At 66.5% G+C, this 16,306-nt stretch carries 12 protein-coding genes and 1 pseudogene; 7 read left to right on the top strand and 6 right to left on the bottom strand.

The window, feature by feature from the left end:
* Positions 1–5: 5 nt before the first annotated feature.
* From CMV14_RS11205 to CMV14_RS11195, 3 genes are read right to left on the bottom strand one after another with little or no spacing between them, the layout of a single operon-like run.
* Complete coding sequence (locus tag CMV14_RS11205; RefSeq protein ID WP_066958980.1) at positions 6–2,177, bottom strand: RNA degradosome polyphosphate kinase; 2,172 nt, start codon at positions 2,175–2,177, stop codon at positions 6–8.
* Positions 2,178–2,186: 9 nt separating this feature from the next.
* Positions 2,187–2,810, bottom strand: a complete 624-nt coding sequence (locus tag CMV14_RS11200; RefSeq protein ID WP_066958979.1) for an HdaA/DnaA family protein — start codon at positions 2,808–2,810, stop codon at positions 2,187–2,189.
* Positions 2,807–4,024, bottom strand: coding sequence for a hypothetical protein (locus CMV14_RS11195; RefSeq protein WP_066959305.1), 1,218 nt, complete (start codon positions 4,022–4,024; stop codon positions 2,807–2,809). The genes CMV14_RS11200 and CMV14_RS11195 overlap by 4 nt, the downstream gene beginning before the upstream one ends.
* Positions 4,025–4,086: 62 nt before the next feature.
* Here CMV14_RS11195 and purM point away from each other — a divergent pair, with 62 nt between their 5' ends.
* The 4 genes and pseudogenes from purM (at position 4,087) to CMV14_RS11175 (ending at position 6,868) form a co-directional block, all read left to right on the top strand.
* Entirely contained in the window at positions 4,087–5,190 is a 1,104-nt protein-coding gene (gene purM / locus CMV14_RS11190) for a phosphoribosylformylglycinamidine cyclo-ligase (RefSeq protein WP_066958978.1), read from the top strand.
* A gap of 103 nt (positions 5,191–5,293) precedes the next feature.
* Positions 5,294–5,857, top strand: a pseudogene (gene purN, locus CMV14_RS11185) (phosphoribosylglycinamide formyltransferase); the annotation flags it as partial.
* A gap of 7 nt (positions 5,858–5,864) precedes the next feature.
* Positions 5,865–6,488, top strand: a complete 624-nt coding sequence (locus CMV14_RS11180; protein WP_066958976.1) for a hypothetical protein — start codon at positions 5,865–5,867, stop codon at positions 6,486–6,488.
* On the top strand, positions 6,488–6,868 hold the full coding sequence (locus tag CMV14_RS11175) for an MmcQ/YjbR family DNA-binding protein (RefSeq protein WP_066958975.1): 381 nt from the start codon (positions 6,488–6,490) through the stop codon (positions 6,866–6,868). Before CMV14_RS11180 ends, CMV14_RS11175 begins: the two co-directional genes overlap by 1 nt.
* 39 nt (positions 6,869–6,907) lie before the next feature.
* Here the strand turns inward: CMV14_RS11175 and CMV14_RS11170 are convergent, their stop codons facing one another.
* Both CMV14_RS11170 and ndk read right to left on the bottom strand, forming a co-directional pair.
* On the bottom strand, positions 6,908–7,432 hold the full coding sequence (locus CMV14_RS11170; RefSeq protein WP_066958974.1) for a GNAT family N-acetyltransferase: 525 nt from the start codon (positions 7,430–7,432) through the stop codon (positions 6,908–6,910).
* 1 nt (position 7,433) lies between these two features.
* Positions 7,434–7,856 (bottom strand): nucleoside-diphosphate kinase, encoded by a 423-nt coding sequence (ndk, locus tag CMV14_RS11165; protein WP_066958973.1) that lies wholly within the window; start codon positions 7,854–7,856, stop codon positions 7,434–7,436.
* A gap of 210 nt (positions 7,857–8,066) precedes the next feature.
* On the opposite strand from ndk, the gene CMV14_RS11160 reads away from it, so the two are divergent.
* From CMV14_RS11160 to CMV14_RS11150, 3 genes are all read left to right on the top strand, one after another.
* Positions 8,067–11,510, top strand: a complete 3,444-nt coding sequence (locus CMV14_RS11160; protein WP_066958972.1) for a pyruvate carboxylase — start codon at positions 8,067–8,069, stop codon at positions 11,508–11,510.
* Between the two features lie 141 nt (positions 11,511–11,651).
* Positions 11,652–12,500, top strand: a complete 849-nt coding sequence (locus CMV14_RS11155; RefSeq protein WP_066958971.1) for a TIGR00266 family protein — start codon at positions 11,652–11,654, stop codon at positions 12,498–12,500.
* A gap of 179 nt (positions 12,501–12,679) precedes the next feature.
* Positions 12,680–14,320, top strand: coding sequence for a M28 family metallopeptidase (locus tag CMV14_RS11150; RefSeq protein WP_066958970.1), 1,641 nt, complete (start codon positions 12,680–12,682; stop codon positions 14,318–14,320).
* Between the two features lie 39 nt (positions 14,321–14,359).
* Here CMV14_RS11150 and CMV14_RS11145 read toward each other — a convergent pair whose 3' ends face one another.
* Positions 14,360–16,288 carry a S9 family peptidase gene (locus CMV14_RS11145; protein ID WP_066959303.1) on the bottom strand — a complete coding sequence of 643 codons (1,929 nt, stop codon included), beginning with the start codon at positions 16,286–16,288 and terminating at the stop codon, positions 14,360–14,362.
* Positions 16,289–16,306 lie beyond the last annotated feature (18 nt).

The following is a 16,306-nucleotide window of genomic DNA, read 5'->3' as shown; positions in this document are numbered from 1 at the left end:
CGAGGCTAACCCCGCCTGAGCGACAGTTTCGGCACCTGCCCCGACTGACGCAGCGCCGCGCCGCGACCCGACAATGACGGGTTGGTCATGAAATAGCGGTGCAGGTTGAACGGACGTTTTCCAGGCGTTATCCGCTCGTAGCGCCCGTCCGGCAACAGCCGCCAGCTCTGCTCGTCGTCGATAAGGTTGGCGACCATCACCTGGTCGAGGATCTGGGCGTGAACGGTCGGGTTCTCGATCGGCAGCAGGAATTCGACGCGCCGGTCGAAATTGCGCGGCATCCAATCGGCCGAGCTGATCAGCACCCTGGCCTTGCGGTTGGGCAGGGCCGCGCCGTTACCGAAGCAGATGATCCGGCTATGCTCCAGGAAGCGACCGACCACCGACTTCACCCGGATATTCTCGGACAAGCCCGGCACGCCGGGACGCAGGCAGCATATGCCCCGGATGATCATGTCGATCTGCACACCGGCCGCGCTGGCGCGATAGAGCTTCTCGATGATCGCCGGATCGACCAGCGAGTTCATCTTCACCCAGATCGCCGCGTCGCGCCCGGCGCGGGCATGGTCGATTTCGGCGTCGATCAGCCGGCTGAGCTCCTCACGCAGGCCGAGCGGCGAGATGGTCAGCTGATCCAGCTCGACCGGCTCGACATAGCCGGTGATGTAGTTGAACAACTGCGCCACATCGCGCCCCAGTCGGGGATCGGCGGTAAAGAAGCTGAGATCGGTATAGATGCGCGCGGTGATGGGGTGATAATTGCCCGTGCCGAAATGCAGATAGGTTCGGTGCCCGTCGCCCTCGCGGCGTACCACCATCGAAACCTTGGCGTGGGTCTTCCAGTCGATGAAGCCATAGACCACCTGGACGCCCGCGCGTTCGAGCTGCGAGGCCCACATCAGATTCTGCTCCTCGTCGAAGCGCGCCTTGATCTCCACCACGGCGGTCACCGACTTGCCGGCCTCGGCGGCGTCGACGAGCGCGCGGATCACCGCCGACTGCTTGCCGGCGCGATAGAGCGTCTGCTTGATCGCGACGACGTCGGGATCCTGCGCGGCCTGGCGCAGGAAGGCCAGCACCACGTCGAACGTCTCATAGGGGTGATGAACGACGATGTCCTTGGCGCGGATCGCGGCGAAGCAGTCGCCGCCATGCTCGCGCACACGCTCGGGAAAGCGCGGGCTGAACGCTGGAAATTTGAGGTCCGGCCGGTCCTCCTCGACCAGCTGGGCCAGGTCGCCGATGCCGAGAAAGCTGCCCGACTCGGTGACGAAGTTATCCGCGCCGCCGATCTGGTCCTTCCACAGCCGCTCCAGCGAGGCGGACATGCCGCCTTCCAGTTCGATCCGGATCACCCGGCCGCGCCGCCGCCGCTTGATCGCGCTGCTCAGGTAGAGGACGAGGTCCTCGGCCTCTTCCTCCACCTCGATATCGCTGTCGCGGATGATGCGCAGGCCGCCATGGCCGCGCACCTCATAACCGGGGAACAGCACGCTGGTGAAGCGGCGCACCATCGTCTCGATCGCGACGTAGCGGGCACCCCCGCCCGGCAGGCGTATGAAGCGCGGCAGGGTCGCGGGCACCATCAGCAGCTCGAAGATCTGCTCGTTGTCCGACAGCCGGGTAAGGTCGAACAGCAGGCTGAAGCCCTTGTTCGGGATGAACGGGAGGGGATGGGCGGGATCGAGCGCCTGTGGTGTCAGCACCGGGAAGATATGATCGCGGAAATAGCTTTCGAGCCACTCGGCATCATTGCCCGCGATCTCGCCCTCCTCCAGCACGACGAGGCCGGCGGCGGCCAGGTCCTCGCGCAGCCGATCCCAGACGCGCTGCTGGTCGGTCATCAGCTGGTCGGCGCGGGCGCTGGCGCCCTCGATCTGCTGATACAGGGTCAGCCCGTCGGGCGAGATGGATTCGACGCCCTCGATCTGTTGCGCCTTGAGCCCCGCGAAGCGGACCATGAAGAATTCATCGAGGTTGCTGCCCGATATCGACAGGAAGCGGAGCCGTTCGAGCAGCGGATGCGCCGGGTTCGACGCCTCCTCCAGCACCCGCTGGTTGAAGGCAAGCCAGCTCAGTTCACGGTTGAAATAGCGTTCGCGCGGACCGATCGGGTCGGCGGGCTCGATCGCTCCGACCAGTTCCTCATCATGCTGCGTCTGCTCGATATGTTCCATGACCGCCTACTATAGCAGCCTATATGTATCCTCCGTGACACCCATCGTCGCAAGGGCCTCGCGCGCGACGGCCAGGGTGATCGGCCGACGCCGCGCCAGCGCGGCCTCGTCCAGCGCGTCGACGATCCGCCCGATCGCGATATAGCTGCGCTCGATGCGGACCTGGACATAGCGTACCACCTCGGGCCGGGCGATCAGGCCGCGCGCCTGGATCAGCTTCTCGATCAGCCGCAGCGCCAATATGTCGTCCGGCTTCTCGATCTCGACGACCGGGGTAGCGAGCAACCGCGAGCGCAGATCGGGCAGCTTGATCCGCCACCGCGCGGGCGGCAGGTCGGCCGCCAGCAGCAACGGCTTGTGATCGGCCTGGGCGGCGTTCCAGGCGTGGAACAGGCGCTCCTCATCCTGTTCCTCGGCGTCGTCGATGAAACAGCCGCCGGTCTTGTTCGCGAAAATCCGGCCGAGCAGGCTGCGTCCCGACTTGCGCGGGCCGGTCAGCACCGTTGCCATCACGGGCCAAAGCGACCAATGTTCCAGATGGCGCACCGCCGCCTGGTTCGCATCGCTAATGATGAAGTCGCGTTCGTCCTCGTCGGCGGGCCAGGCGAAGGGCAGCGCGATCTGATCCGTCATGGGGCGGTGGGCGCCCCGCCACGCCGGATGCGCAGGCCCCCGCCCCCGACATCCTCGACCTGCCAGCCCCGCGCCACCAGCGCCTCGCGGAAGGCGGCCGGCGGGCCCGAGAAGCTGACCCGGAAAATCGAGACCCCTCCCAGGGCGAGGCTACCGGTCTGCACGCTCGTTACGCCGGTCATGCCCCGCAGTGCCCCCTCCGTCCCTCGCAGGGCACCGGCATCGGGCGTCTCGGCCTGCACCGTGATATTCGCGGTCGCCGCACTCGCGATCTCGGCAAGCACGTCGTCGATCGGCACTTCGGCCACGGGCGTCTCGATGACCAGCGACGGATCGGGACGGAAGGCGCCCTCCTGCAGCGCGCGGGTATAGGCACGGTCGATCCGGTCGATGCCGCGATCCAGCATCGCCGGCAGCGCATCGCCATTGTCGGCGGTGAGGGTGAAGCTGTCGACCACCGCCCCGTCCGGCCCCCGTCGGGCGACGAACCGGCCGATCACCGGTCCGCCCGGCCATTGCCTGAACAGCGTGACCTCCGGAACGACGATATCGGCGGCGCCATATTGATCGAGCAGCATCCGCCACCAGCCACGGCCGGGCCGCCGCGTCTGCGCAGCGTTGAGCAGCACGGGATCGGGCCCGGTGCCCGAGACACGGACATAGTCGATCGGGCTGTTGCCGGCGCGGAAGCGCGCCCAGGCCTTCTGCCATTCGGTACGCCGCTCGAAGCTGATCGGCGTTCCGCCGCTCCATTCGACTGGTATCACCAGCATCGGTGCGGACCGCCGCATCGCGCCCTTGACGCCCAGCAGCTCTCCCGCCCGGGCACGATCGAACAGCACGCCCAGCGTCGCGATATAACGGCGCGGGCCGATCTGCTCTTTTTCCACGACGATACCGCCGCTGATCGAATCGAGCGTCGAATCGGGCAGGCCCGGCGCATTCTCGACCGGCTTTCCGTTGACCCGCGCCCAAAGCATCTTCCAGCCTTTGCGCTGCGCCTCGCGCCAGCCGCCGCTGCGCGCCTGATCGGCGTTGCGTGCGGCGACATCGACATGGACGCCGTTGACCTCATAGCTGCCGGAGCCGTCGATCGGCGGCACGCCGCGATCATCCGGCCGCTCCAGCTGGGCGACGGCGATCCCGGCGGCGAACAGGACGACGCACAGGATCGAAAGCGGCGCAGGGCGGAAAAGTCGGTCGGTTAAGGTCACGATCCGCCTTTTGGCGACTTGGCCGTGGAAATCCAAGTCCGATATGTCTAGGGCCTCCCAACATGAGCAGCAGCGAAGACCAGCAGAGCTATACCTATGCCCAGGCGGGCGTCTCGATCGCGGCGGGCAATGCGCTCGTCAGGGCGATCGGCCCGCTCGCCAAGTCGACCCGCCGGCCGGGTGCGGACGCCGATCTCGGTGGCTTCGGGGGCTTCTTTGACCCGAAGGCGGCGGGATACAAGGATCCGCTGCTGGTCGCGGCCAATGACGGCGTCGGGACGAAGCTCAAGCTCGCCATCGACAGCGGCCGTCATGATGGCGTCGGCATCGACCTCGTCGCGATGTGCGCGAATGACCTGATCGTCCAAGGCGCCGAGCCGCTGTTCTTCCTCGACTATTTCGCGACGGGGCGGCTCGACAACGGCGTTGCCGAGCGGGTCATCGCCGGGATCGCCAATGGCTGCAGGCAGGCAGGCTGCGCGCTGATCGGCGGCGAGACCGCCGAAATGCCGGGCATGTATGCCGATGGCGACTATGATCTGGCGGGCTTCTGCGTCGGCGCGGTCGAGCGCGGCGAGCAATTGACCGGCGATCGCCTCGCCGCGGGGGACGTGATCCTCGGCCTTGCCTCCTCGGGTGTCCATTCCAACGGCTATTCGCTGGTCCGCCGTCTCGCCGCCGACAAGGGCTGGAAGCTCGATCGCCCCGCCCTGTTCGATCAGGAGCGCCTGCTGATCGACGCGCTGATGGAGCCGACCCGCATCTATGTGAAACCGCTGCACCCGCTGGTCCGCGCCGGCCAGATCAAGGCGATGGCGCACATCACCGGCGGCGGCCTGCTGGAGAATATCCCGCGTGTCCTGCGCGATGGCCTGCACGCCCATGTCGACGCCGATGGCTGGGAACAGCCCAGGCTGATGGCCTTCCTCCAGGCACAGGGTCATATCGAGCCCGAGGAGATGGCGCGCACCTTCAATTGCGGTGTCGGCATGGCGGTGGTCGTCGCCGAATCCGACGTCGCGGCAGTGACGGCCGCGCTGACCGAGGCGGGCGAGACGGTGCTGACCGTCGGCCGCATCGAGGCCGGCGACAAGGGCTGCACCGTCAAGGGTAGCGACGAGACCTGGAGCGCGCGGGCGGCATGGTCGGCGACTCATCTGGGGTGAGGCACTTCTCCCCCGTCGCCCCAGCGGAGGCCGGGGCCGCAAGAGATCGAAGCGCAGGGCCGCCCCAAGCCAGTGGCGGCTCCGGCCTCCGCCGGAGCGACGGATGAAACAGAAAGCCCCCCTCGCCATCCTGATCTCGGGTCGCGGCAGCAACATGGCCTCGCTGCTAGAGGCCGCGCGCGCCGCGGACTGCCCCTATGAGGTTGTACTCGTCGCCTCGAACAATCCCGACGCCCCGGGCCTCGCTTTCGCGCGCGATGCCGGCATCGCCACTTTCGCGCACAGCCACAAGGGCCTCGCCCGCGCCGATTTCGATGCGATCATCGATGCGGAGCTTCGCAAGGCGGGCGCCCGCTATGTTGCGCTCGCGGGGTATATGCGCATCCTCAGCGAAGGCTTCGTCGCCGGCTGGGCGGGCCGCATGGTCAACATCCACCCCTCGCTGCTGCCGCTCTACAAGGGCCTCGACACCCATGGTCGCGCGATCGCGGCGGGCGATGCCGAGGGGGGATGCTCGGTCCACCTCGTCACCGCCGAGCTGGACGACGGCGAAGTGATCGCACAGGCGCGCGTTCCGATTCGGCCCGGGGACACGGCGGAGACCCTCGCCGACCGGGTGCTGATCGAGGAGCACCGCCTTTATCCCGAGGCGCTGGCCGCCTATATCCGGGACCATGGCTGACGAAAGCGTCGAGGCCGCCGAACGGCGGCGCAGGTTACGATGGCTCACCCTTGCCGAGATACTGGGCGTCTCCGCGCTGGTGATCTCCGCGCTGACGCTGTGGAACAACTATAGCGAGCGCCGGCAGGGCGAGGAGGCCCGATCCGCTGAAAGCCGCTCCGCGAGCGCCAAGGCTCGTACGCTGGTGCTGCGCGCCCGGGTGGAGAAGGATGGCGACCGGCTGGCGCTGGAGCCCACCGGCGAACAGGTGATCCAAGGCCAGACCATCGCCTTCCCGAAGGCGCTGGGCGTCGATCCGGTCGACAGCACCGATCCTCGCATCGACGCACGCTGGTTCGAGGACGGACTGAAAGCGGCGCGCAAGGCGGCCGGCGAGACCGAGAAGCCGCGTGGCGATGCGCGCCTTCCGGTCGCAATCACCACTCGCTTCACCGTCGATGGTGAGGTGGCGGAGGATGTGACCCTCTACGATATCGGCTATGGCACCAGCAGCAGCTTCCTCGGCGGCACCTCGATCAAGCTGCGCGGGCTGTCGCTGATCGGGCGTTCGCCCGCCGAAATGGCGGGTGCGCGGCTCGATGCGCTGTGGAAGGCGCGGCACAAGGGGAGCAGGTGATGGCATCGAACGATCCGAAAGCGGTCCATGCCCGCATTGGCGCCCTTGCCGCCGCCCTGCCCCAGGTCGAGGAGAAGGTGTCGCATGGCTCGCCCTGCTGGCGCGTCGCCGACAAGCGGATGTTCGCCTATTTCTGGCACAACCACCACAGCGACGACCGCACCGCCGTCCTCGTCAAGACCAGCGGGATCGAGGAGCAGGAGATGCTGATCGATCTCGATCCGGACATCTATTTCAAGCCGCCCTATCTGGGACCCTCCGGCTGGGTCGGCATCCGGCTCGACCAGCCCGATACCGATTGGGAGACGGTGGAGCACCGCCTGCGGGAAAGCTGGCGGCTGGCGGCGCCGGCCAAGCTCGCGGCGATGATGGCGTTCTGATTTCTCGGTCACCCCAGCGAAGGCCGGAGCGACGAAGATTTAAAGACCCATTCCCAGCACAAGATCGTCAAACACCGCATCGCCTACCTGGAACTGCCGCGTCCCCAGCTGGCCGCAGCCCATCCGCCGGTAGAAGCCGATCACTCCTTCATTTCCTGAATAGACGCCGATCAGGAAGCGCTTCTTTCCCAACCGCCGCGCATGATCGATCGCGGCCTCGATCAGCCGGCGACCGAGCCCACTGCCCTGCCATTTGGACATCAGATAGATGCGCCGCAGCTCGATATCGCGATCATCGATCTCGATCGGCAGATCGGGCGGCGTGAGCAGGGCATAGCCGACGGGTGCCGCCGTTTCCGGAAGTTCGGCGATCCACAGCGAACAGGACGGATCGGTCGCAAAGGCGCGATAGGCCTCAGGGCTGTTCTTCCCAGCGATATGCGCCAGCATGTCGGCAGCGCCGATCACATGCGCATAGCTTTCAAGGAAGGTCGCCGCGCCGACCATCGCCAGCGCGGACGCGTCGTCAGGCCCCGCCCGTCGAATGACGGGGCCGGACGTCATGTCAGCCGACGATCTCTTCGGGCTTGAAGAAATAGTCGATCTCGATCTTGGCGTTCTCCAGACTGTCCGAGCCATGGACCGAATTGGCCTCGATCGATTCCGCGAAGGTCTTGCGGATGGTGCCCTCGTCGGCATTGGCAGGATTGGTGGCGCCCATCACTTCACGGTTGCGAAGGACGGCATTCTCGCCCTCGAGCACCTGGACCACGACCGGGCCCGAGATCATGAAGTTGACCAGCTCGCCGAAGAAGGGGCGCTCCTTGTGGACCGCGTAGAAACCTTCGGCCTGCTCCTTGGTCATGTGGATGCGCTTGGAAGCGACGACGCGCAGGCCGGCCTCCTCCAGCTTCGCGGTGACCGCGCCCGTCAGGTTGCGACGGGTCGCGTCGGGCTTGATGATCGAGAAAGTACGTTCGGTCGCCATGGCCGAGCGGCTCCATTTTAGTGGTTCGTGGGAAGATGGGCGCGCCTTTAGTCGCTGCGGCGCACTAAGGCAAGGCGGGCTGGCCCGATAGCTTGTTTCCCTGCTTGCGCACGAAAGGCTGTGGTGCGATGCAACAGCGCGCCGTTCGGTTGCGTAACTATCCCGATACCGCCTGATCGCTCGCCCTTGGGGGCAAGAGGAGCAATGTCCATGGCCCGTCCGATTCGCCGTCTGCTGGTCGCCAACCGTTCGGAGATCGCGATCCGCGTGTTCCGCGCCGCGACGGAACTGGGTATCACCACGATCGCCATCTATGCGGAGGAGGACAAGCTGTCGCTCCACCGTTTCAAGGCGGACGAAGCCTATCATCTCGGCGACGGTGCGGGGCCGATCGCGGCCTATCTGGACTGGGCGCGGATTATCGACATCGCGGTGAAGGCGAAGGTCGACGCGATCCATCCCGGCTATGGCTTCCTCTCCGAGAATCCGGACTTCGCGGAGGCCTGCGCGGCCGCCGGCATCATCTTCATCGGCCCCTCGCCCGATACGATGCGGCGGCTGGGCGACAAGGTTTCCGCACGTCACATCGCCGAACAGGCGAAGGTGCCTGTCGTTCCCGCCACCGAGCCGCTTCCCGAGGACGAGGAGGAGATCAAGCGGCTCGCGGCGGCGGTCGGCTATCCGCTGATGCTCAAGGCGAGCTGGGGCGGCGGAGGTCGCGGCATGCGGCCGATCGAGAATGAGGCCGGCCTGATCGAGTCGGTCCGTTCCGGCAAGCGTGAGGCCAAGGCCGCGTTCGGGCGCGACGAGGTCTATCTCGAAAAGCTGATCCGCCGCGCCCGCCATGTCGAGGTGCAGCTGCTCGGCGACAGCCACGGCAATCTCTTCCACCTGTTCGAGCGCGACTGTTCGATCCAGCGCCGCAACCAGAAGGTGATCGAGCGCGCGCCGGCGCCCTATCTGGACGAGGAAACCCGCAAGGCGCTGTGCGAGTCGGCGATCCGGATCGGCCGGGTGACGGGCTATGTCGGCGCGGGCACGGTTGAATTCCTGATGGATGAGACGACCGGCGCCTTCTACTTCATCGAGGTCAATCCCCGCATCCAGGTAGAGCATACCGTTACCGAGCAGGTGACCGGCATCGACATCGTCAAGGCGCAAATCCGCATCGCCGAGGGCGGCCATCTCGGCGTCCCCGAAGAGACCGGGGTGCCGCCGCAGGAAGCGATCCGGCTCAACGGCCATGCGCTCCAGTGCCGCATCACCACCGAGGACCCGGAGAACAACTTCATCCCCGACTATGGCCGGATCACCGCCTATCGCGGTGCCTTCGGCTATGGCATCCGCGTCGATGGCGGCACCGCCTATTCGGGCGCGGTGGTGACCCGCCATTATGATCCGCTGCTGGAGAAGATCACCGCCTGGGCGCCGACCGCGCCCGAAGTGGTCTCGCGCATGGTCCGCGCGCTCCGCGAATATCGCATCCGGGGCGTCGCGACGAACCTCAACTTCGTCGAGAATGTGCTGACCCACCCCGATTTCGTCGCGAACAAATATACCACCAAGTTCATCGACGACACGCCCGAACTGCTTGCCCCCGCCCAGCGGCAGGACCGTGCGACCCGGCTGCTGCGCTATATCGGCGACGTCACCGTCAACGGCCATCCCGATGTGGTCGGCCGCGCCAAGCCGCCCGCCTCGGCCCGTCCGCCGAAGGTGCCCCAGCTCGGCGGCGAGATCCGGCCCGGCACCCGCCAGATATTGGAGAAGGAGGGTGCGAAGGGCCTCGCCGCCTGGATGAAGGCACAGCCCCAGGCGTTGCTCACCGACACGACGATGCGCGACGCGCACCAGTCGCTGCTCGCTACCCGTATGCGGTCGAAGGATATGGTCGCGGTCGCCGAGACCTATGCGAAGGGCCTGCCGCAGCTGTTCAGCCTCGAATGCTGGGGCGGCGCGACCTTCGACGTGTCGATGCGCTTCCTGCAGGAGGATCCGTGGAAGCGGCTCGCCGCGATCCGCCAGCGGGCGCCAAACCTGCTGACCCAGATGCTGCTGCGCGGCGCCAACGGCGTCGGCTACACCAACTATCCCGACAATGTGGTGCAGCACTTCATCGCCCAGGCGGCGCAGGGCATCGACATCTTCCGCATCTTCGACTGCCTCAACTGGGTCGAGAATATGCGGGTCTCGATCGATGCGGTGGTCGAGAGCGGCAAGGTCGCCGAAGGCGCGCTCTGCTACACCGGCGACATCCTCGATCCCGATCGGGCCAAGTACAGCCTGGCCTATTATGTCGACCTGGCGAAGCAGCTGGAGGCCGCCGGCTGCCATATCCTCGCGATCAAGGACATGGCCGGACTGCTCAAGCCGGCGGCCGCGACGGTGCTGGTCAAGGCGCTGAAAGATGCGACCGATCTGCCGATCCACCTCCACACCCACGACACCTCGGGCGCGGCGGCGGCGACCCTGCTGGCGGCGCTCGACGCGGGGGTCGACGCGGTGGACGGCGCGATCGACGCGATGTCGGGCACCACCTCGCAGCCCTGCCTCGGCTCGGTGGTCGAGGCGTTGCGCAACACCCCGCGCGACTCCGGCCTCGACGGCAAGGTGATCCGGGAACTCAGCTTCTACTGGGAAGCCGTCCGCACCCAGTACACCGCCTTCGAAAGCGACCTGAAATCAGGAGCTTCCGAGGTCTATCTGCACGAGATGCCAGGCGGCCAGTTCACCAATCTGCGCGAGCAGGCCCGCAGCCTCGGCCTCGAAAGCCGCTGGCACGAGGTGGCGAGCGCCTATCATGACGCCAACATGCTGTTCGGCGACATCGTCAAGGTGACGCCCTCCTCCAAGGTCGTCGGCGACATGGCGCTGATGATGGTGGCGCAGGATCTGCAACCCGCCGACGTGCTCGACAGCAGCCGCGACATCGCCTTCCCGGCTTCGGTGGTGGAGATGCTGCGCGGCGACCTCGGCCAGCCGCCGGGGGGCTGGCCCGCCGATATTTCCAGGCGGGTGCTGGGAGACGAGAAGCCTTATACCGAGCGGCCCGCCAGCCTGATGCCGCCCGCCGATCTGGCGGCGACCCGCAGGACCGCCGAGGAGCAGTGCGGCCGCGCGCTCAGCGAGAATGAGTTCGCCTCCTATCTGATGTATCCGAAGGTGTTCACCGGCTTCGCCGAGGCGCAGCGCCAATATGGCCCGGTCGCGACCCTGCCGACCCCGGTCTATTTCTACGGCATGGCCCCCGGCGACGAGATCAGCGTCGAGATCGAGCAGGGCAAGGCGCTCGTCGTCCGCCTCCAGGCGATCGGCGATACCGAGGAGGACGGCAGCGTCCGCCTGTTCTTCGAGCTGAACGGCCAGCCGCGCATCATCACCACGCCCAACCGCCGCGCGACGGCGGCGCGCCCCGCCCGCCGGATCGCCGACCCGGCCAATGACGCTCATGTCGCCGCGCCGATGCCGGGCGTGGTCTCCACCATCAACGTCGCCGCCGGCGAGAAGGTCGAGGAAGGCCAGCTGTTGATGACGCTGGAGGCGATGAAGATGGAGGTCTCGGTCTTCGCCAAGAAGGCGGGAACGGTGGTCGAACTGCTGGTCGGGCCGGGCCAGGCCGTCGATGCCAAGGATCTGCTCGCGGTGCTGGGGTGACATTGCGGCGTAGCAACCCATTGCGATAGACCGCACCCGTTCGTGTCGAGCGAAGTCGAGACACGTTTACGCGCGCCGACGTTCCTCGACTTCGCTCGGGACGAACGTGTGTCGCCAGAATTGTCATAACGGAGCCTCCCCATGCCCTTCGAAAGCCCCTGGCAGCAGCAACAGCATCACCAGCGCAACGCGAGCGTCGCCGACGACATAGATTTCGAGATCAAGGGCCAGGAACTCCAGTTCCTGGAGATCGAGCTCGATCCCGGCGAGAGCGCGGTGGCCGAGGCCGGCGCGCTCGTTTGGAAGAACGCCAGCGTCGAGATGACCACCGTGTTCGGCGACGGCAGCGGCGGATCGGATGGCGGCTTCATGGGCAAGCTGCTCGGTGCCGGCAAGAGGCTGGTCACGGGCGAAAGCCTGTTCACCACCGTCTTCACCCATCACGGCCAAGGCAAGGCCCGCGTCGCCTTCGCCTCCCCCACCCCCGGCGCGATCCTGCCGATCAAGCTGGACGATGTCGGCGGTTCGCTGATCTGCCAGAAGGACAGCTTCCTCGCGGCCGCGCGGGGAGTCTCGATCGGCGTGCACTTCCAGCGCCGGATCATGACCGGCCTGTTCGGCGGCGAAGGTTTCATCATGCAGAGGCTTGACGGCGACGGCTGGGTGTTCGTGCAGATGGGCGGCACCGTGGTCGAACGCGAGCTGAAGGCGGGCGAGGAGCTCCATGTCGACACCGGCTGCCTCGCCGCGATGACCCCCAGCGTCGATTTCGACCTGATCGGCGCGGGTGGGGTGAAGAGCATGATATTCGGCGGAGAAGGCCTGTTCTTCGCCCGGCTGCGCGGCCCCGGCAAGGTCTGGATCCAGTCCCTCCCCTTCTCGCGTCTCGCCGGGCGGATGCTGGCGGCGGCGGGCGGCCGTGGCGGGCAGAATCGCGGCGAGGGATCGGTGCTTGGTGGACTGGGCGACCTGATCGGCGGAAACAACTGAGAGATGCGGTCGCCCCGGCGGAGGCCGGGGCCGCAATCGGCTTTCGCCAAGATCTAAGACAAAAGTCTCTGACGGCCCCGGCCTCCGCCGGGGCGACGCCTAGACATGAACGCGAATTTCCGATTAGCGTCGGTGTATTGCCTTCACAGGCCACTCATTTCGCAATCGGAATCATCCCCATGCGCAAGCTCACCGCTTTCCTGACCGCCCCGCTCCTGCTCGCCCCCGCGCTCGCGCTGGCCGGGAGCCCGATCTTCGACATCGCCCGTTTCGACCAGGACGTGAAGACCCTGTCCTCCGACGAGTTTGAGGGCCGCGCACCGGCCAGCGCCGGCGAGAAGAAGACGATCGCCTTCATCGAACAGCGCATGAAGGCCGCCGGCCTCCAGCCGGGCGGCCCCGGCGGCAAATGGACGCAGGATGTGCCGCTGCTCAAGTCCGACATCGTCGGCACGCCCAGCCTGTCGCTGACGATCGGCGGCAGCGCCCGCCCGCTGACTCAGGGCGAGGAGATCGCCGTCCGTGCCGCGACGAACGGACAGGACAGGGTCGACCTGAAGGGCGTGCCGCTCGTCTTCGTCGGCTATGCCGTCAAAGCGCCGGAGCGCGGGTGGGACGATTTCAAGGGGGCCGACCTCAAGGGCAAGATCATGGTGGTCCTCGTCAACGATCCCGATTTCGAAGGCGGCGAAGGCGATTTCGGCGGCAAGACGATGACCTATTATGGCCGCTGGACCTATAAATATGAGGAAGGCGCACGCCAGGGCGCGGCCGGCGTGCTGGTGATCCACGAATATGCGCCCGCCTCCTATGGCTGGCCGACGGTCAAGAATTCGAACACCAACACGATGTTCGACATTGTCCGCGCCGATCCGGCCGCCGAGCATGTGCCGATGGAGGGCTGGATCCAGCGTGATCTGGCCGCCGATCTGTTCAAGGCCGCCGGCCTGGACTTCGAGGCAATGAAAGCCGCCGCGCGGAAGAAGGACTTCAAGCCCGTCGTGCTCAACGCCACGCTCGATGCTTCCTATGCCGTGAAGGCGGAGAAGATCACCTCATATAATGTTCTCGGCCGTTTGCCCGGCAAGGGACACCCGAACGAAACGGTGATCTATTCGGCGCATTGGGACCATCTCGGCGTCGGCCTGCCCGATGCGAAGGGCGACCGCATCTACAACGGGGCGAAGGACAACGCCTCCGGCATCGCCGCACTGATCGAATTGGGCCGCGCCTTCGCCAAACAGCCGCGTACCGACCGTTCGATCGTCTTCCTAGCGGTCACGGCCGAGGAGAAAGGCCTGCTTGGTTCCGAATATTATGGCGCCAACCCGGTCTATCCGCTGGCGACCACCGCCGGCGTCATCAACATGGACAACATCCTCTCCGAAGGTAAGGCGAAGGACTATACCATCTCCGGCGTCGCCAGGCTCGGCCTGCTCGACATGCTGGTCGCCGAGGGCACGAAGCTCGGTCGCACCTATGTCCCCGATCCCAGGACCGAGACCGGCGGCTTCTACCGTTCCGACCATTTCCCGATGGCCAAGCAGGGTGTACCGGCGATCTCGTTCAAGCCCGGCACGGACCTGGACAATGGTGGCATCGAGCGGGGCAAGGCGCTGGGCGCCGCCTATACCAAGGACCGCTATCACCAGCCGGCCGACCAATGGGAGGCGGGCTGGGATCTGTCGAACATGCTCCCCGACCTGACCCTGCTCTACAATACGGGCCGCACCCTGGCCGACAGCCGCGCCTGGCCCGAGTGGAGCGCCGACGCCGAGTTCAAGGCGAAGCGCGACGAGACTGCGGCCGAGCGGAAATAGCCTCCGCCAGACCCGCTCCGGCCACCGCGCCGGCGGTTGCTATTTGCCGTCGAACAGGCGCCGCAGGAACACCGTCTCCACCTCGCGGCGCAGGTCGTTGTTCGGCTTCTTCAGGAAGCCATGGCCTTCATCGGCGAACAGCACATACCAGGCCTCGTTGCCACCGGCGCGCAGCTTCGCCACGACCTGTTCGGATTCGGACTGCGGCACGCGCGGATCGTTCGCGCCCTGCATCACCAGCATCGGCTTGGTGATGCGCGCGACATTGTTCATCGGCGATATCTTCTCGAAGATCTTCGCCATCTTGGGGTCGCGCTCATCGCCATATTCGGCGCGGCGGTTGTCGCGGCGATAGGCTTCGGTATTCTGGAGGAAGGAGGTCCAGTTGCTGATGCCGTAACGCTCGACCCCGCCGACCAGCCGATCCGAATAATGGGACATCACCGCCAGGCTCATATAGCCGCCATAGGACTGGCCGTAGACGGCGACCCGATCCTTATCGAGCCCGGGTTGCGCGGCGATCCAGTCGAGCAGCGCGCCGATGTCGCGAACCGAGTCCTCCCGCTTCTCCGCATTGTCGAGATTGAGGTAGCGCTTGCCATAGCCATCGCTGCCGCGAACATTGGGCAGGATCACCGTCGCCTTCAGCACATCGGCGAAATATTGCGCGCCATAGTTCCAGATCGGCCGGGTCTGCGCCTCCGGCCCGCCGTGGATGTCAATGACCACCGGAGTCTTCTCACCATCCGGGACACCCCTGGGGCGATAGACGAAGGCGGGAACCGACAGGCCGTCGAACGAGCGGAAGCGGATCAGTTCGGGCTCGGCGAGGCGGGCCGGATCGAGATCGCCCAGTTCGGAGGTCGTCCAGCGGGTGAGCGCGGCGCCCTCGACGTCCCAGCTCCACACGTCGCCCGCCCAGGTGGCCGAGGTGAGCCCCACCGCCAGCCGCTTGCCGTCGCCTGAGAATTTGAGTGCCGTCAGTACCCCCTTGGGCAATTCGGGCTGCGGAAGCGCGCGGCGGGTCAGGCGATCCTGCAGGACCACGCGGGAGAACCCGTCCTCGTTGATGGCGTAGGCCAGCACCCGACCGTCATCGGTCAGGTCGTAGCTTTCCACATCCCATTTCAGGCCGGGTGTGAGCACGGTCGCCTTGCCGGTCGCTATATCGACCTCGATCAGCTGGCGCGTATCGCTGTCGCGGTCGGAGATCGCGATCAGGCTCCGCCCTCCCGGCAGATAGCGGGGATCCTGATAGACCGCCTTGTTCGCCCTGGGCGCAATGCGGGTGGCCTCGCCGGTGGCGACGTCCAGCTCGAACAGCTGGTCCTCGGTATTGGAAAAGCTGCGCACGAAGATCAGCCTGGCCTTGTCCGCAGAGATGTCCGCCGGACCGATCGCCCCGTCCGACCGGTACAGCGTCCGGGGCGCCCCGCCCGCCTTGGGATCCACGGCCAGCAGGTCATAGGCGGCCGACCCCTTCACGGCCTTGGCCCATAGCAGCAGCGAGCCGTCCCGGCTGAACACCGGCGACTGGTTGCGCGTGCCGGGCTCGGTGAGTTGGACCGCGGTCCCCGCGAGGCCGCGCGCATAGAGCTGGAACCACTCGTCGCCGCCATTGTCGCGCGTCAGCACGAAGCGGTCGCTGCCGGGGATCACGCGCGCCTCGGCCACCGGCTCCGCGCCGAAGCTGATCTGGGTGCGCGCGCCGCCCGGCGCCGCGACATGGTGGATCTGCTGGGTGGCGCCGAAGCGCGTGGCGATCAGCATCGATCCGTCGGGCAGCCAATCCTCGAACTGGGCCGCCCGGCTGTTCTGATAGCGCTGCACCGCCTCGCTGACGGCGGCCGGAATATCGGGCACGTTCTGAAGCGTGGCCGATCCGATCTGGCGGGTAGAGACGGTCTGGGCGGAAAGCGGCGCGGCGAACGCGGAAAGCGCCGTGGATGCGATGAGGATTTTGAGCATGGCGCGATACTCGACCGC

The sequence above is a fragment of the Rhizorhabdus dicambivorans genome (assembly GCF_002355275.1).
GTDB classification, from domain to species: domain Bacteria; phylum Pseudomonadota; class Alphaproteobacteria; order Sphingomonadales; family Sphingomonadaceae; genus Rhizorhabdus; species Rhizorhabdus dicambivorans.
Note: the sequence above shows the minus strand (reverse complement) of the source record. Positions and strands in the feature narration are given on the sequence as shown.